Here is a 16,396-nt window from a genome sequence, read left to right on the forward strand (position 1 = left end):
CGGCAATAGCGCGGTGGTCCCACCTGACCCCATGCCGAACTCAGAAGTGAAACGCCGTAGCGCCGATGGTAGTGTGGGGTCTCCCCATGCGAGAGTAGGGAACTGCCAGGCTTTAAATTAGTAACTACCCGCATAAATGCGGGTAGAGAAAAAGAATCGGTGGAGCGGTAGTTCAGTTGGTTAGAATACCTGCCTGTCACGCAGGGGGTCGCGGGTTCGAGTCCCGTCCGTTCCGCCACTAATTCATATTATGTCTCTAAGATCAGATCTACAGGCATAATAGGCGTTCTTTAGGGGCGTAGTTCAATTGGTAGAGCACCGGTCTCCAAAACCGGGTGTTGGGAGTTCGAGTCTCTCCGCCCCTGCCAAATAATAAAAACCCTTTGTGAAAACAAAGGGTTTTTTGTTGTCTAAAATAAATGCTTTCTTCTATTCATCTTTAGGAATTATTTGATTCTTCAATAGGTTACGTATTAATGATTCTTGGTCACTATTCTGAAGCCAAATAGCATGAAGAGATTGCTGAATAGTTGACGACTGTGGAACAATTTTAAGATCTGGGTTTTGTATTTGCCAATATGCGGGTAAATATGCACAGCTTCCGGTGCTTTTTAACAATTGTTTAGCCATTTTTGCTGATGGTGTTATTAGCGAAATGCTGCTTTCTTGCGGGTAAATATCTTCTTCCCTTTGTATAAAATCAGCTCCCCAATCTAAAGATATATAGGTACATTTGTTATCGCTATTTTTGTTATCCCAAGTGAATAACTTTAATGGAATGTAGCCTAATAATTCGCTGCTTAATTCATCCATTTTAGGTGGCTCTGTTGCAATTAACAAATCTAGCTGCCTTTCATGTAGCTGTTGTACCAACTGATTTCTTGGGGCTATTTTTGCTTCTATCTGTAAATTTTTATTCTGTAAGTATAGATTTTCTAACCAATTGTTCAGTTCAATTTCCCAAATTAATGAAACTGCGCCAATTGAAAGTATGCCATTTTTCTGACTACTTTTAGTTACTACGTTACGCGCTTGTTGCCATGTATGGATCAAGTTTTCTGCGTAAGGAAGAAGCTGCTCACCGGAGGGCGTCAGGCGTATATTATTGCGGTGGCGAGTGAATAAATTTACCCCTAGCTGGTTTTCTAATAGCCTGATACGAGAACTGACAGCCGACTGCGTGAGATAGAGAGATTCAGCTGCCCGACCAAAATGTCGGGTTTTGCTTACCTCTATAAATGTCTTAAGTAACTCGGTATCCACTTAATCTCCAAATATTTTTATCGTTACGATTTAAATTTTTTGTTTTACACGCCGACAAGCCTCACTAATACTCCGCGCCATAATGGCATTAATTTAGATATTTAGGAGTATGTCAGATGGCGGAAAGCTTCATTACAGCGCATCGTTTTTTTGACAATAAAAATTATCCTCGTGGTTTTTCGCGCCATGGGGATTTCACCATTAAAGAGGCTCAATTGCTAGAGCGTTTAGGTTATGCTTTTAACGAGCTTGATTTAGGTAAACGCGAGCCAGCAACAGAAGAAGAAAAACTTTTTCTTGATGTTTGCCGTGGCGAGCGCGAGCCTGTCACTGAAGCTGAAAAGGTATGGTCTAAATACATTAACCGTATTCGGCGTCCTAAACGTTTTCATACATTATCCGGCGGAAAACCGCAGGTAGATGCTGTAGAAGACTTTAATGATAGTGATGATTAATTACTAGCGGGGCCTCAAGGCCCCTCTTTTTATCCAATAGATTTATAAAGCTGCAACAGTAATCTGTCCATACTACGATAACTTAGTGCTTCAGCTAAATGTTCTTTCTTAATACTTTCGCTTCCCGATAAATCAGCGATAGTTCTGGATACTTTCAGTATACGATGCCATCCGCGCACCGATAGTCCTAACTTAACTAAAGCCTGCTCCAAAAAAAGAGCATCCGCAGACGCTAATATACAAATCTCTTCTACTTCTTTACTACTTAATTGAGCATTAATTTTATTGCTTCTTTGAAGCTGTTTTTCTCTGGCTTTGAGTACCCGATGACGAATCGATTGGCTGGGCTCTCCCTCCTCCCTACGCTGACTTAATATTCCTTGAGGTAGCAGCGGAACCTCAATGGATAAATCGAATCTATCGAGAAATGGTCCTGATAATCGATTGAGATAACGCATGACCTGTTGTGGGTTAGAACGGCTTTGTATTCCCTGATAATGACCCGTAGGGCTTGGGTTCATAGCTGCAATTAATTGGACTCTAGCTGGAAAGCAAACTTTTGCATTAGCTCGTGAAATTACTATTTCACCTGATTCTAGTGGTTCTCTTAGTGCATCCAGTGCTTTTCGTTCAAATTCCGGTAACTCATCTAAAAACAGTACACCGTTATGGGCTAAAGATATTTCACCAGGGCGGGGAATTGAGCCTCCACCCACAAGTGCTGCCATTGATGCACTATGATGAGGGGCTCTAAACGGTCTTTTTCGCCAATTTGAGGCATTTTGAGGATTATGGACAAGACTGGATATAGCTGCGCTTTCTAAGGCCTCTTGATTGTTTAGAGGCGGTAATAATGCGTTTAGCCGCATTGCTAACATCGTTTTTCCTGTTCCTGGTGGTCCTAACAGGAGTAGATTGTGGCCGCCAGCGGCAGAAATCTCTAAAGCCCTCTTGGCTTGTTCTTGTCCTATAATATCTTTTAGGTCGGGTAACGATGATATAAAGTCATCTACATATTCAATCGCTACCGGCTTAGACAAGCCGCTTTCTTCTGCATCAGCTAGATAATTACACACATCAAGCAGGTTGTTAGCAATCAGGCTATTACCCTCTTTGACTAATGAGAGTTCCGCTGAGTTATCAACCGATAAAATTAATGTCCGGTTTTCTTTAAAAGCGGAAAGCGCGGCAGGTATTGCCCCGTTTATTCCTTTGATTTCACCGGATAAGGCTAACTCACCTAAAAATTCATGCTGTGATAGCTTTGTTTCTGGTATTTGTTCTGATGCTGCCAGAATAGCTAAGGCAATTGGAAGATCGAATCGTCCTCCTTCTTTTGGTAAGTCAGCCGGTGCCAGATTTACGGTGATTTTTTTAGGGGGGAAGGTGAATCCGCTGTTGATTAGTGCGCTTCTCACCCTGTCTTTTGCTTCTTTAACGGTTATTTCGGCTAATCCAACCATCGTAAACATGGGCATTCCATTGCTTATGTGTACTTCTACGCTTACCGAAGGTGCCTGAATTCCTATTGATGCTCGAGTATGAATAATAGCTAGTGACATACGAAATCCTAATCAGTGTTTCAGATTATCCTGTCAAAAGGTGACGGATTTTATTGTGCTATTTTTATACTTAAGCTCTGAAGTTAGATTTCTATTCCAAAATTTTGTTTATATATGGTGTTTATGGCTGCTATATTGGGATGCATTTCTAACAAAAATAATTTTTAATCTGTAAATCCATTATATTTTATTGAAATATAATATTATTTTCAGATGGCTTTTTGTTGTTTTGGAAGAACAGCTAAAAAAAGATGTTGTCAATAAATGCGTAACTATGATAACTCTGTAATCACTCAATCGACCTATAAAGATAAATTATTCAGTTATGAGATCTGTAAGCCAAGTGATTAGCCTCGTGATTATTAGTGTGGTGGTGATTATTATCCCACCGTGCGGGGCAGCACTTGGAAAAAGAAAGACCTAAGTAGAGGTCCAAAATTCAAGAACCCCCGCACTGAAGAGTCGGGGGTTTTTTTATGGGCAACGAGAAACTAAAGAGCCAGCAAAAAGTAAATTGGAAAAATACGATAAAAATTTGCTCACAGCATGAGATTACGGGGTAAGAACAATGAATGGCGCGCAATGGGTAGTACATACGTTACGTGAACAGGGTGTTGATACTGTTTTTGGTTATCCTGGCGGAGCTATTATGCCGGTTTATGATGCACTCTACGATGGCGGTGTAGAACACTTACTTTGTCGTCATGAGCAGGGTGCGGTTATTGCAGCCATCGGTTATGCCCGTTCAACTGGTAGAGTTGGAGTGTGTATTGCTACGTCAGGTCCGGGAGCAACTAATCTTATCACCGGTTTGGCTGACGCTCTGTTAGATTCTGTTCCCGTTGTTGCCATCACTGGTCAAGTGGCAGCCCCGCTTATTGGTACTGATGCTTTTCAGGAAATAGATGTTCTCGGTTTGTCTTTAGCCTGTACTAAGCACAGCTACCTTGTTGAATCTATTGAAGAGCTACCTTCCATTATTGCTCAGGCTTTTGCCACTGCTTGTAGTGGCCGCCCTGGTCCTGTGCTAATCGATATTCCTAAAGATATTCAACTGGCTATCGGCGATCATTTGAAGCCTGCGTTATTACCGGTTGAGGAGCTATTTAAACCATCGATTAATGATATGCAAAAAGCCAACGAAATGATTTCTCAGTCAAAGAAACCGATATTGTATGTTGGTGGTGGCGTGGGAATGGCGGGGGCCGTTGAGTCTTTGCGTACTTTTACTGAAATAACGGGTATGCCAAGCGTTTCTACTCTAAAAGGATTGGGTGCACCCGATGCAGAAGATCCTTGCTACTTAGGCCTGCTAGGAATGCATGGTTCCAAAGCGGGTAATCTTGCGGTGCAGGAAAGCGATTTATTGGTTGCAATAGGCGTTCGTTTTGACGATCGGGTTACGGGTAAATTGAATGCGTTTGCTCCGAATGCCAAAGTTATTCATATGGATATCGATCCCGTAGAATTTGGTAAGTTAAGAGCCCCTCACGTTGCATTGCAGGGAGACTTAAATGAGATACTACCCGCGCTCCAGAAACGGATAGATATTACCGAATGGCGTAATAAGGTAATGAGTATGAAGGCTGAACTTGCCGCTCGTTACGATCATCCTGGCCAGCCTATCTTTGCTCCACTTCTGCTAAAACAGCTTTCTGAACGTAAACCTTCAAATACCGTAATAACGACCGATGTGGGTCAGCACCAGATGTGGAGTGCCCAACACATGACGTTTAGCCAGCCAGAAAATTTTATCACCTCCAGCGGATTGGGCACTATGGGCTTTGGTATTCCTGCTGCGGTTGGAGCGCAGATGGCCCGTCCTGATGATATGGTTATCTGTGTTTCAGGCGATGGCTCTTTTATGATGAACGTTCAGGAACTGGGAACGATAAAACGTAAAAACTTACCGATTAAAATTGTTTTACTCGATAACCAACGTTTAGGCATGGTGAGACAGTGGCAACAGCTGTTTTTTGATAGTCGCTATAGCGAAACTAATCTTTCGGATAACCCTGATTTTCTTGTATTAGCCAGTGCATTTGGTATTCCCGGACAAACTATTTCCCGTAAAGATCAGGTCGATGAGGCATTGAACGCTCTCTTTACCAGTAAAGGCTCCTATTTACTTCACGTTTCTATTGATGAACTGGAAAACGTTTGGCCCTTAGTACCCCCGGGCGCTGGGAATGAAACTATGTTGGAGAAAGTATCATGATAGAACATCAACTTTTTATTCAAACCCGCTTTCGTTCTGAAGTTTTAGAGCGTTTATTGCGAGTTGTTCGCCACAGAGGCTTCTTGGTATGTAAAATGAACATGAATCAAACCGCCAATGGCGATAACATAAGTATTCATTTGACCGTTGCTAGTGAACGTCCTGTAAATTTATTGTTTTCTCAATTAAGTAAGCTTGTGGATGTCAACAGCGTTGAAATCCTCACCCAAACATCACAACAAATACGCGCTTAGCGCGAGAAGGATAGAAATAATGAGCACGAAAAGAGCAGATTTTATATGGTTTAATGGTGAGATGGTTCCTTGGGCTGATGCCAAAGTTCACGTAATGTCTCACGCATTGCACTATGGCACATCCGTATTTGAAGGTGTGCGCTGCTACGACACTCATAAAGGCCCGGCCGTTTTCCGTCATCGTGAACATATGCAGCGTTTACATGATTCTGCCAAAATATATCGCATGCCAGTTTCTTATTCCGTTGATGAACTGATGGCAGCCTGTCGCGACACGTTACGTAAAAATAATCTAACCAGCGCTTATATTCGTCCATTAGTGTTTATTGGTGATGTTGGTATGGGTGTGAACCCACCGGCTGGTTATAAAACCGATGTGATTATTGCGGCTTTCCCGTGGGGCGCATACTTAGGTGAAGATGCCTTGGATCAGGGTATTGATGCGATGGTTTCCTCATGGAACCGTGCTGCGCCAAATACCATTCCTACCGCAGCGAAAGCGGGCGGTAACTATCTGTCATCACTGTTGGTCGGTAGTGAAGCTCGTCGCCATGGCTATAGTGAAGGTATCGCTTTAGACGTACATGGCTATTTGTCTGAAGGTGCCGGTGAAAATATCTTCTTGATTAAAGATGGTGTTATTTTCACGCCAACCCTGACTTCCGCCGCTCTGCCTGGTATCACCCGCGATGCCATTATGAAATTGACTAAAGATTTAGGCTTCGAAATTCGTGAGCAAGTGCTATCTCGTGAGTCGCTTTATCTTGCTGATGAAGTGTTTATGACCGGTACTGCGGCAGAAATTACCCCGGTTCGCAGCGTTGACGGCATTGAAGTTGGCATTGGCCGCTGTGGTCCTATCACCAAGCAAATTCAGCAAAGATTTTTTGGTTTGTTCAATGGTCAGACTGAAGATAAATACGGCTGGTTAGATTTGGTCAATCCAGAATAAAAAATGAAGCAAACATAATGAAAAACGGGCGGAGCTCTCCGCCCGTAGCTAAATAATAATGGAGTGAATAAAGCATGCCTAAGTATCGTTCAGCAACCACCACCCATGGTCGTAATATGGCCGGGGCTCGCGCACTGTGGCGCGCAACGGGTATGACAGACTCTGATTTTGGCAAGCCAATTATCGCCGTGGTTAATTCCTTTACTCAATTTGTACCAGGTCACGTTCACCTACGCGATCTGGGTAAATTGGTTGCCGATCAGATTCAGGCTTCAGGCGGGGTTGCTAAAGAGTTTAATACTATCGCTGTTGATGATGGTATTGCGATGGGGCACGGTGGCATGCTGTATTCTCTTCCTTCACGTGAGCTGATTGCTGATTCCGTGGAGTACATGGTTAATGCCCACTGCGCGGATGCGATGGTGTGTATTTCTAACTGTGACAAAATTACCCCGGGAATGTTAATGGCGGCTTTACGCCTGAATATTCCGGTTATCTTTGTTTCCGGCGGCCCAATGGAAGCTGGAAAAACCAAGCTATCTGACAAAATCATCAAGCTGGATTTAATTGATGCCATGATTCAGGGTGCGAATCCGGACGTCAGCGATGCTGACAGCGAGCAAATTGAACGATCTGCCTGCCCTACCTGTGGTTCTTGCTCCGGTATGTTTACCGCTAACTCAATGAACTGTTTAACTGAAGCGTTGGGTTTAGCACTACCGGGTAATGGCTCACTTTTGGCAACCCATGAAGATCGTAAACAGCTGTTCTTAAATGCGGGTAAGCGAATTGTTGAATTAACCAAACGTTATTATGAGCAGGATGACGAAAACGCTCTGCCGCGTGCAATTGCAACCAAGGCAGCGTTTGAAAATGCTATGACGTTAGATATTGCCATGGGTGGATCGACCAATACCGTTTTACACTTACTGGCTGCGGCACAGGAAGGTGAAGTTGATTTCGCTATGCAGGACATCGATCGCCTGTCCCGCAAGGTTCCACAGCTTTGTAAAGTTGCCCCAAGTACTCAAAAGTACCATATGGAAGACGTTCACCGCGCCGGTGGCGTGCTGGGTATTTTAGGTGAATTGGATCGTGCGAACCTGATGAACCGCAATATTAAAAACGTTATGGGACTCAGCTTAACCGAAACGCTTGAGCAATATGACATCATGCTGACGAAAGATGATGCGGTTAAATCAATGTTCCGCGCGGGCCCGGCCGGTATTCGTACTACCGAAGCGTTTTCTCAAAACTGTCGCTGGGATTCACTGGATAACGATCGGGTAGAGGGTTGTATCCGTAGCCGTGAAAATGCGTATAGTCAGGAAGGTGGCCTTGCCGTGCTGGCGGGGAATATGGCTCTTGATGGCTGCATTGTTAAAACGGCGGGCGTTGATGATGAGCATTTAGTTTTTCGTGGTCCGGCAAAAGTTTATGAAAGTCAGGATGCGGCTGTTGAAGCAATTCTAGGGAAAAAAGTGGTTGCTGGCGACGTGGTGGTTATTCGTTACGAAGGTCCAAAAGGCGGCCCCGGCATGCAAGAGATGCTTTATCCGACCACCTACTTAAAATCCATGGGATTGGGTAAAAGTTGTGCTTTGATCACCGACGGTCGTTTTTCTGGTGGTACCTCTGGCCTTTCTATCGGACACGTTTCGCCAGAAGCTGCTAACGGCGGCCTGATTGGTTTGGTCCGCGATGGCGACATGATTGATATTGATATTCCAAAGCGTAGCATTGTGCTGGATGTTTCTAATGATGAACTGGCGGCTCGTCATGATGCTGAGCTGGCTCGCGGTGAGCTTGCATGGACACCAACGGCGCGTGAGCGCTATGTATCTTTTGCATTACGGGCGTATGCAAGTTTGGCAACCAGCGCTGATAAAGGTGCTGTTCGGGATAAAAGTAAGCTGGGAGGCTAATGATTATGGCGGTGCCTTTACCTCTGTCTTCCGCACCTACCGGTGCGGAGTATCTTCGCGCAATACTCTGCTCACCGGTTTACGACGTTGCTATAGTCACGCCGTTGCAGCAAATGGACAAACTCTCTGCGCGTTTAAAAAATACGGTTTTGGTTAAACGAGAAGATCGCCAGCCGGTGCATAGCTTCAAGCTACGCGGTGCCTATGCGATGATCGCTGGCCTTAATGAGAAACAAAAAGCCGGTGGCGTTATTGCTGCTTCAGCCGGAAATCACGCTCAGGGCGTTGCTCGTTCAGCTACTGGTTTAGGCATTCATTCTCTGATTGTGATGCCACTAACCACGCCAGATATTAAAATTGACGCAGTGCGCGGTTTTGGCGGTGAAGTTCTGTTACACGGCGCTAATTTTGACGAAGCTAAAGATAAAGCTATCGCTTTAGCTAAACAACAAGGCTATACGTTCATTCCCCCGTTTGACCACCCGGCAGTTATAGCCGGTCAAGGGACAATAGGAATGGAGTTGATACAGCAAGATGCCCACGTCGACCGTATTTTTGTTCCGGTTGGCGGCGGAGGCTTAGCTGCGGGTGTTGCCGTACTGATAAAACAGCTAATGCCGGAAATTAAAGTGATTGGCGTTGAAGCTGAAGATTCTGCCTGTCTGGCGGCTGCGCTCAAAGCAGGGCAACCGGTAGAACTTGAGCGGGTTGGTCTGTTTGCTGACGGCGTTGCTGTAAAGCGTATTGGTGATGAAACCTTCCGCCTGTGTCGGGAATATCTGGATGATGTTATTACTGTTGATAGCGATGCCATTTGCGCCGCGGTAAAAGACCTGTTTGAAGACGTTCGGGCAATTGCAGAACCCGCAGGTGCGCTGGCGTTGGCCGGGCTTAAAAAATACGTTCAGCAGCATAATATTTCCGGTGAACGTTTATCCTGCGTGCTATCCGGCGCCAACCTGAACTTCCACGGTTTACGCTATGTCTCTGAGCGATGTGAGCTGGGCGAAAAACGTGAAGCCCTGCTTGCGGTGACTATTCCTGAGCAGAAAGGCAGTTTCCTTAAATTCTGTCAGCTATTGGGTGGCCGTTCTGTTACTGAGTTTAACTATCGCTATGCCAGCGATAACGATGCCTGTATTTTTGTCGGGGTTAGGCTGACTGGCGGGCAATCGGAAAGAGCGGAAATTATCGGTGAGCTGCGAAACGGTGGCTATCAGGTTGTCGATCTCTCTGATGATGAAATGGCGAAGCTGCACGTTCGTTATATGGTGGGGGGCCGACCGGCTAAACCGCTACAGGAACGTTTGTATAGCTTTGAATTTCCCGAATCAGCGGGGGCGTTACTGAAGTTCTTACAGACTTTGGGAACGCACTGGAATATATCGCTGTTCCATTATCGCAGTCACGGTACCGACTATGGTCGCGTGCTGGCCGGTTTTGAGCTGAACGAGCGCGATCCTGAATTTGAACAACATCTTAAACAGCTTGGCTACGCCTGCCACGATGAGACAGATAACCCGGCATTTCGCTTTTTCCTCGCTGGCTAATCTGTACCTGAGGTCACCGGATAATGACCATCCGGTGGCTTTTTATCTTATGCCAGAGGTAAGATATTAAAACTTACCGTCAATAAATTGCAGGTATACGTGATGTCGGGATTTACCGGATTTAACCAGCAGGCCCTCACCTTTCTTCAGGACGTCAGAATACAAAACAGCAAAGAGTGGTTTGACGATCATCGCTATATTTATGACGATCAAATTTTGACGCCATTCCGATTATTGGTCGATGATCTCAGTCAGTCGATGTTGATGATTGATCCAGAATTTGAAACCCGGCCGGCTATTGGTAAAACCCTATCGCGTATTCACCGGGATACCCGTTTTAGCCATGATAAATCGCGCTATCGTAGCCATATGTGGCTGACATTTAAACGCCATAGCAAAGACTGGAAAGATGCACCGGTCTACTTTTTTGAAATTGCGCCGGATTTTTATCGCTATGGACTTGGGTATTATTCGGCGAGCAAATCGACGATGGATCTGTTCCGTCAGCTAATAAATCGGGACGCTAAAGCTTTTCTGAAAGTAGCAAAATGCTGCAAGCTCCCGTTTGAGTTGGTTGGCGAAAGCTATAAACGTCCATTGGTGAAAGATCAGGCCGCTGAATTAGCTGACTGGTATAACCGTAAAAGTTTCGCGGTGATGCACACCAGTCGGGACATGGAAACGGCATTTGATGAAGGGTTGATTACTCATTTGGCAAAGGGGTTTAAGCAATTAGCGCCGCTATATGACTATTTAATGCGGGTTGAGCAGCTTAAACGTAATCCTGAAGAGTAATCGGCTTTCATATTAACTGCCAGAAGGCATGAATTAAGGGTTCATTAAGGCGTTTTTTTTGTACACAAACGCCTAAGTCAAAACTAGCGGTCAGCGTGACGTTATCTGCGACATGAATTCTGTTTCGTATAGTTTCTGGGCTGTTATCCAGAACCACGCTAGGGATCAGCGCTATACCGCACCCCAGCGCCACCATAGACACGATAGCTTCATGCCCTGCAACGGTGGCATAAATTTGTGGATTATTGATGTGGTATCGCCGAAACCACTGATCTATTCGCCTTCTGGTTGGCCCATGTTCAGGCAAAATAAATGGAATTTTCGCCCATTCTGGTTTGCTCTCCATCATTTGAGTTCGTACCGGGCAGGGTAGCGCCGGTGTAATAAGAACCAGCGGTATTTCACCAATTTTTTGAAAATCGACGGTTGATGGTAAGCTTTCAGGCCGGCCTGCAATGGCTAAATCCGCATCGTTAGACTGTATTTTGTCAACGGCATTGGCGGCGTCACCGGTTGTTAGCTTTATTTCGACGTTAGGGTGCAAAGCCCTGAACTGATCCAGAATCGAAGGTAAATGGCTATAGGCCGCCGTAACAGAGCAGAAAATACGTAGTTCACCGCTGAGGGATTGGCCTTCCTGAGAGATAGAATTACGTAATTGTTGATAGTGCAATAAGGTTTCTTGTGCGAAGGTTTTTAGCTGTTTTCCTGCATCAGTCAGCTGAACTATGCGGTTGTCCCGCAAAAACAGCATTTGGCCCAGCTCCTCCTCCATTCGTTGTATCTGGCGCGATAGGGTGGAAGGGCTGACATAGGTTGCTTTAGCCGTTTTACCAAAGTGCTGGCTTTCTGCCAGATTAAGAAATAGCTTTAAATCACGTAGATCCACGGTAAGGTATCCCTAGTGCGTTGCATAAATTGCAATATCATCTTCTTAATATATCAATTTAAGCAATATGAATCTTGTCTTATTATGAATTCAACGGCGCGGTCCAGACCGGCGTAAAACAAACACAGCATATACGTATAATGGAGAATTATAATGTCTAACTATTTTAATACATTAAACTTACGCCAGCAGTTGGCGCAGCTAGGCCAGTGCCGCTTTATGGGCCGTGATGAGTTTGCTGATGAATCAGGTTTTTTGAAAGGTAAGAAAATCGTTATTGTTGGCTGTGGTGCGCAAGGTTTAAATCAGGGTCTGAACATGCGCGACTCTGGCTTAGATATAGCTTACGCCTTGCGTAAAGAAGCCATTGCTGAGAAACGCGCGTCATGGCGTAAGGCGAGCGAAAATGGATTTAAAGTAGGAACCTACGAAGAGCTGATCCCTCAGGCAGATTTGGTTGTTAACCTGACGCCAGACAAACAACATTCATCCGTTGTTCAGGCCGTCCAGCCGTTAATGAAGCAAGGTGCTGCGTTAGGGTATTCCCATGGATTTAACATTGTTGAAGTTGGGGAAACCGTTCGTTCTGATATCACCGTTGTGATGGTTGCCCCTAAGTGCCCGGGCACGGAAGTTCGTGAAGAATATAAGCGTGGTTTTGGTGTGCCAACGTTGATTGCCGTTCATCCGGAAAACGATCCTAAGGGTGAAGGCATGGCTATTGCTAAAGCATGGGCTGCCGCGACCGGTGGCCATCGTGCTGGCGTTCTGCAATCTTCATTTGTCGCTGAAGTTAAGTCCGATCTGATGGGTGAGCAAACGATTCTGTGCGGAATGCTGCAGGCTGGTTCACTGTTATGCTTCGATAAGCTGGTTGCTGAGGGTACCGCTCCGGCATACGCCGAAAAACTGATTCAGTTCGGTTGGGAAACCATAACCGAAGCGTTGAAGCAGGGTGGTATTACGCTGATGATGGATCGTTTATCTAACCCGGCTAAGCTACGTGCGTTTGCGTTGTCTGAGCAGCTGAAAACGTTGATGAAACCTCTGTTCCAAAAGCATATGGATGACATTATTTCCGGTGCATTCTCTGAAGGCATGATGGCTGACTGGGCAAATAATGATGCTAAGCTATTGGGATGGCGTGAAGAGACCGGCCGTAGCGCATTTGAGAATGCCCCTCAGCAGGATGGTAAAATCAGTGAGCAAGAGTACTTTGATCATGGCGTTTTGATGATTGCGATGGTTAAAGCTGGCGTTGAGCTAGCGTTTGAAACTATGGCGATGTCTGGGATTATGGAAGAATCAGCCTATTATGAATCTCTGCACGAGTTGCCGTTAATTGCTAATACTATCGCCCGTAAGCGTTTGTATGAAATGAACGTGGTTATTTCTGATACGGCTGAGTATGGTAACTATCTGTTCTCTAACGCGGCTGTACCATTACTACGTGAGAAATTTATGGCATCGTTGCAAGCCGGTGATTTAGGCAAACCTGTTGCAGCAACGGAGGTTGATAATGCCCAACTGCGTGATGTTAACGAAGCTATTCGTCATCATCCAATTGAAATTGTTGGTAAGAAATTACGCGGCTATATGACCGATATGAAGCGTATTTCTGTTGCCGGTTAATGTTAGCTGACTAAGATAAAAACCAGGGGGTTATTCTCTGGTTTTTTTGGGGAATAATTCGTCTCATAAGTGGTTAACTGCCGATGAGCTGGCAATCTTTTCGATTATTTTACACGTTATCTCTTATCGTTAATCGCTTAACTTCTGCTATAATTCGGCCGGTCTATTTATGTTTATGTTTATTTTTCAAGGAAAGAAATATGGAATGGTTTAAAAAGTGTTTGTTAGAGAAATACGCTGATTTTTCTGGTCGTGCACGTCGTCAAGAATACTGGATGTTTACTCTTTTCAATATTATTGCGGTTGTTGCTTTAAGCGTAATCGGCAGCATTCTGGATGCAGTTTTTGGTTCAGATGGCGTATTTGCTATGATTATTGTTGGTATTTATTATCTAGGTATTATTGTTCCTAGCTTAGCTGTAAGCGTACGTCGTTTACACGATACTGACCGTTCTGGCTGGTGGTTATTACTGGCATTAGTTCCTTTCGGTGGATTAGTTATATTCGTATTCACCGTGCTGGAAGGAACCAACGGTCCCAACAGGTTTGGTCCGTCACCAAAATAAAGTACAGATTTACAAATTCAGTAATAAACCCGTATAAATTGCGGGTTTTTTTATTTCCGCTATTCTCATTCTCCCGAGCGTCATTGTGTATGGCCTAATCAGATTTTTGCTATAATCCTTTCCCCCTCGTCTTCTGAGTAAGTAGCTTTGTTATGCGCATGAATCCCCGCCAACAGCAAGCTGTTGAATTTGTTACCGGACCTTGTTTAGTTCTGGCCGGTGCTGGTTCGGGTAAAACACGGGTAATCATTAATAAGATTGCCTATTTGATTCGTGAATGTGGCTATCAGGCTCGTCATATTGCTGCGGTAACCTTTACCAATAAAGCAGCACGGGAAATGAAAGAACGTTTAGCCCAAACGTTAGGACGTAAAGAAGCCCGGGGGATTATTATTTCCACGTTCCATACGTTAGGTCTTGAGATTATTAAGCGTGAATTTGCTGCGCTTAATATGAAATCAAACTTTTCTCTGTTTGACGATCAGGATCAGATGGCTTTATTGAAAGAGCTGACGGAGCAGTGGTTAGAGAATGATAAGACGCTTTTATCTCAGTTGGTTTCTACCATCTCTAATTGGAAAAACGACCTGATTGATGCGCCGCATGCCGCGGCACTTGCTAAGTCAGAGAAGGATAAGCTGTTTGCTCACTGCTATGACCTTTACGAGAAGCAGCTTAAATCCTGTAGCATCTTGGATTTTGATGATTTAATTCTACTCCCAACCCTATTGCTACAGCGAAATGAAGAAGTCAGAGAGCGTTGGCAAAACCGTTTACGTTATCTACTGATTGATGAATATCAGGATACTAATACCAGCCAGTACGAACTCGTTAAGCTCTTAGTCGGCAACCGGGCTCGGTTTACCGTCGTTGGTGATGACGATCAGTCCATCTATTCCTGGCGAGGTGCAAGGCCTCAGAATCTGGTGTTGCTGAATGAAGATTTTCCTGCGCTTCAGGTGATAAAGCTTGAGCAAAATTATCGTTCGTCAGAGCGTATCTTAAAAGCCGCCAATATTCTGATTGCTAATAATCCGCATATTTTTGAGAAACGACTGTTTTCTGAACTTGGCTACGGTGAAGTTTTGAAAGTGGTGACGGCAAATAATGAAGATAATGAAGCTGAGCGCGTAGTGGGTGAGTTAATTGCCCATCATTTTATTAATAAAACCGAATATAAAGATTACGCTATTTTATACCGGGGTAATCATCAGTCACGGCTGTTTGAAAAAGTATTAGTTCAAAACCGCATTCCTTATCGAATTTCTGGCGGAACCTCTTTCTTTTCAAGGCCTGAAATCAAAGATTTAATGGCCTATCTTCGGGTGTTAACCAATGGTGACGACGACAGTGCATTTTTGCGTATCGTTAATACGCCGAGGAGAGAGATCGGTCCGGCAACGCTGGAGAAGTTAGGCCATTGGGCCAATCAGCGAGGAATCAGTTTGTTTCGGGCCAGCTTTGACGTTGGATTAGAACAATCGCTTTCCGGGCGCGGGTTAGAGTCATTACAACGATTTACTCGTTGGTTATCTTCTATTGTCGATACCGTAGAACGCGAACCGGTAGCAGCCGTGCGCGATCTTATTCATGGTATTGATTACGAAAGCTGGCTCTATGAAACGTCTCCAAGTGCGAAAGCTGCGGAGATGCGGATGAAAAACGTTAATCAGCTATTTAACTGGATGACTGAAATGTTAGAAGGCTCAGATTTGGATGAGCCAATGACGCTGACTCAGGTTGTTACCCGTTTTACTCTGCGTGACATGATGGAGCGTGGAGAAAATGATGAAGAATTGGATCAGGTACAGTTAATGACGCTTCATGCCTCTAAAGGCCTTGAGTTTCCTTATGTCTATTTGGTGGGAATGGAAGAAGGCTTGCTTCCCCATCAGAGCAGCATTGATGAGGATAACGTTGATGAAGAGCGACGTTTGGCTTACGTAGGAATAACCCGGGCGAAGAAAGAGCTAACGTTTACCCTATGTCGTGAAAGGCGTCAGTACGGTGAGTTAGTCAGGCCTGAGCCCAGCCGCTTTTTGCTAGAGCTTCCACAGGATGATTTAGCTTGGGAAACGGTTCGTAAGCCCGTTAGTGCGGAAGAGCGCATGGAAAAGGGGCAGGGGCACTTGGCCAATATTCGAGAACAGCTGGCCAAAGCCAGAGAGTTAGGAAAGTAGCTTTAGTATAAAAAAACAGGCGCCTTGCGGGTAATGCCGATCAGTTAAGGATCGGTTGACCGATCCAGTGGTTGTGTAAGAATCCGGAAATGCTCACCCGTTTCCGGATTTTTTTATGCACATTGGACAGGCCCTTGATCTCGTTTCTCGTTACG

General features: G+C 44.8%; 14 protein-coding genes, 2 tRNA genes and 1 rRNA gene. 14 read left to right on the forward strand and 3 right to left on the reverse strand.

Annotation, left to right across the window (positions count from 1 at the left end):
- The 3 genes from rrf to GVI43_RS15515 form a co-directional block, all read left to right on the forward strand.
- Nucleotides 1–111 (forward strand): 5S ribosomal RNA (gene rrf / locus GVI43_RS15505); the annotation flags it as partial.
- A gap of 50 nt (nucleotides 112–161) precedes the next feature.
- Nucleotides 162–238, forward strand: a tRNA-Asp gene (locus tag GVI43_RS15510).
- A 54-nt stretch (nucleotides 239–292) separates the two neighbouring features.
- Nucleotides 293–368: transfer RNA gene (locus tag GVI43_RS15515), tRNA-Trp, on the forward strand.
- A gap of 61 nt (nucleotides 369–429) precedes the next feature.
- On the opposite strand, the gene hdfR is transcribed toward GVI43_RS15515, so the two are convergent.
- A complete protein-coding gene (gene hdfR, locus GVI43_RS15520; RefSeq protein WP_159567742.1) occupies nucleotides 430–1,263 on the reverse strand; it encodes an HTH-type transcriptional regulator HdfR in 834 nt (277 codons plus the stop codon).
- 116 nt (nucleotides 1,264–1,379) lie between these two features.
- Between hdfR and GVI43_RS15525 the strand changes: the two genes are divergently transcribed.
- Complete coding sequence (locus GVI43_RS15525; protein WP_159567743.1) at nucleotides 1,380–1,718, forward strand: MaoP family protein; 339 nt, start codon at nucleotides 1,380–1,382, stop codon at nucleotides 1,716–1,718.
- 29 nt (nucleotides 1,719–1,747) lie between these two features.
- Here GVI43_RS15525 and GVI43_RS15530 read toward each other — a convergent pair whose 3' ends face one another.
- Nucleotides 1,748–3,280, reverse strand: a complete 1,533-nt coding sequence (locus GVI43_RS15530) for a YifB family Mg chelatase-like AAA ATPase (protein ID WP_159567744.1) — start codon at nucleotides 3,278–3,280, stop codon at nucleotides 1,748–1,750.
- A gap of 325 nt (nucleotides 3,281–3,605) precedes the next feature.
- Here GVI43_RS15530 and ilvL point away from each other — a divergent pair, with 325 nt between their 5' ends.
- The 7 genes from ilvL (at nucleotide 3,606) to GVI43_RS15565 (ending at nucleotide 10,974) form a co-directional block, all read left to right on the forward strand.
- Entirely contained in the window at nucleotides 3,606–3,704 is a 99-nt protein-coding gene (gene ilvL / locus GVI43_RS15535; RefSeq protein ID WP_159567745.1) for an ilv operon leader peptide, read from the forward strand.
- Nucleotides 3,705–3,848: 144 nt separating this feature from the next.
- Nucleotides 3,849–5,498 (forward strand): acetolactate synthase 2 catalytic subunit, encoded by a 1,650-nt coding sequence (ilvG, locus tag GVI43_RS15540; RefSeq protein WP_159567746.1) that lies wholly within the window; start codon nucleotides 3,849–3,851, stop codon nucleotides 5,496–5,498.
- Nucleotides 5,495–5,752: an acetolactate synthase 2 small subunit gene (ilvM, locus tag GVI43_RS15545; RefSeq protein ID WP_159567747.1), complete on the forward strand. Its 258-nt coding sequence runs from the start codon at nucleotides 5,495–5,497 to the stop codon at nucleotides 5,750–5,752. Before ilvG ends, ilvM begins: the two co-directional genes overlap by 4 nt.
- Nucleotides 5,753–5,771: 19 nt before the next feature.
- A complete protein-coding gene (gene ilvE / locus GVI43_RS15550) occupies nucleotides 5,772–6,704 on the forward strand; it encodes a branched-chain-amino-acid transaminase (RefSeq protein WP_159567748.1) in 933 nt (310 codons plus the stop codon).
- Between the two features lie 74 nt (nucleotides 6,705–6,778).
- A complete protein-coding gene (gene ilvD / locus GVI43_RS15555; protein ID WP_159567749.1) occupies nucleotides 6,779–8,629 on the forward strand; it encodes a dihydroxy-acid dehydratase in 1,851 nt (616 codons plus the stop codon).
- 5 nt (nucleotides 8,630–8,634) lie between these two features.
- Nucleotides 8,635–10,179: a threonine ammonia-lyase, biosynthetic gene (gene ilvA / locus GVI43_RS15560; RefSeq protein WP_159567750.1), complete on the forward strand. Its 1,545-nt coding sequence runs from the start codon at nucleotides 8,635–8,637 to the stop codon at nucleotides 10,177–10,179.
- Nucleotides 10,180–10,278: 99 nt separating this feature from the next.
- Nucleotides 10,279–10,974: a DUF2461 domain-containing protein gene (locus GVI43_RS15565; RefSeq protein ID WP_159567751.1), complete on the forward strand. Its 696-nt coding sequence runs from the start codon at nucleotides 10,279–10,281 to the stop codon at nucleotides 10,972–10,974.
- A 7-nt stretch (nucleotides 10,975–10,981) separates the two neighbouring features.
- Here GVI43_RS15565 and ilvY read toward each other — a convergent pair whose 3' ends face one another.
- Nucleotides 10,982–11,863: an HTH-type transcriptional activator IlvY gene (ilvY, locus tag GVI43_RS15570; protein WP_159567752.1), complete on the reverse strand. Its 882-nt coding sequence runs from the start codon at nucleotides 11,861–11,863 to the stop codon at nucleotides 10,982–10,984.
- A 153-nt stretch (nucleotides 11,864–12,016) separates the two neighbouring features.
- Here ilvY and ilvC point away from each other — a divergent pair, with 153 nt between their 5' ends.
- The 3 genes from ilvC to rep all read left to right on the forward strand — a co-directional run bounded on the left by ilvC (nucleotide 12,017) and on the right by rep (nucleotide 16,241).
- Nucleotides 12,017–13,495: a ketol-acid reductoisomerase gene (gene ilvC / locus GVI43_RS15575; protein ID WP_159567753.1), complete on the forward strand. Its 1,479-nt coding sequence runs from the start codon at nucleotides 12,017–12,019 to the stop codon at nucleotides 13,493–13,495.
- Nucleotides 13,496–13,695: 200 nt separating this feature from the next.
- The gene (locus tag GVI43_RS15580; RefSeq protein WP_159567754.1) at nucleotides 13,696–14,061 is read left to right on the forward strand and encodes a DUF805 domain-containing protein; all 366 of its coding nucleotides are present in this window, start codon (nucleotides 13,696–13,698) and stop codon (nucleotides 14,059–14,061) included.
- A 152-nt stretch (nucleotides 14,062–14,213) separates the two neighbouring features.
- Entirely contained in the window at nucleotides 14,214–16,241 is a 2,028-nt protein-coding gene (rep, locus tag GVI43_RS15585) for a DNA helicase Rep (RefSeq protein ID WP_159567755.1), read from the forward strand.
- Nucleotides 16,242–16,396 lie beyond the last annotated feature (155 nt).

The sequence above is a fragment of the Budvicia diplopodorum genome, from assembly GCF_009800925.1.
Lineage (GTDB): Bacteria > Pseudomonadota > Gammaproteobacteria > Enterobacterales > Enterobacteriaceae > Budvicia > Budvicia diplopodorum.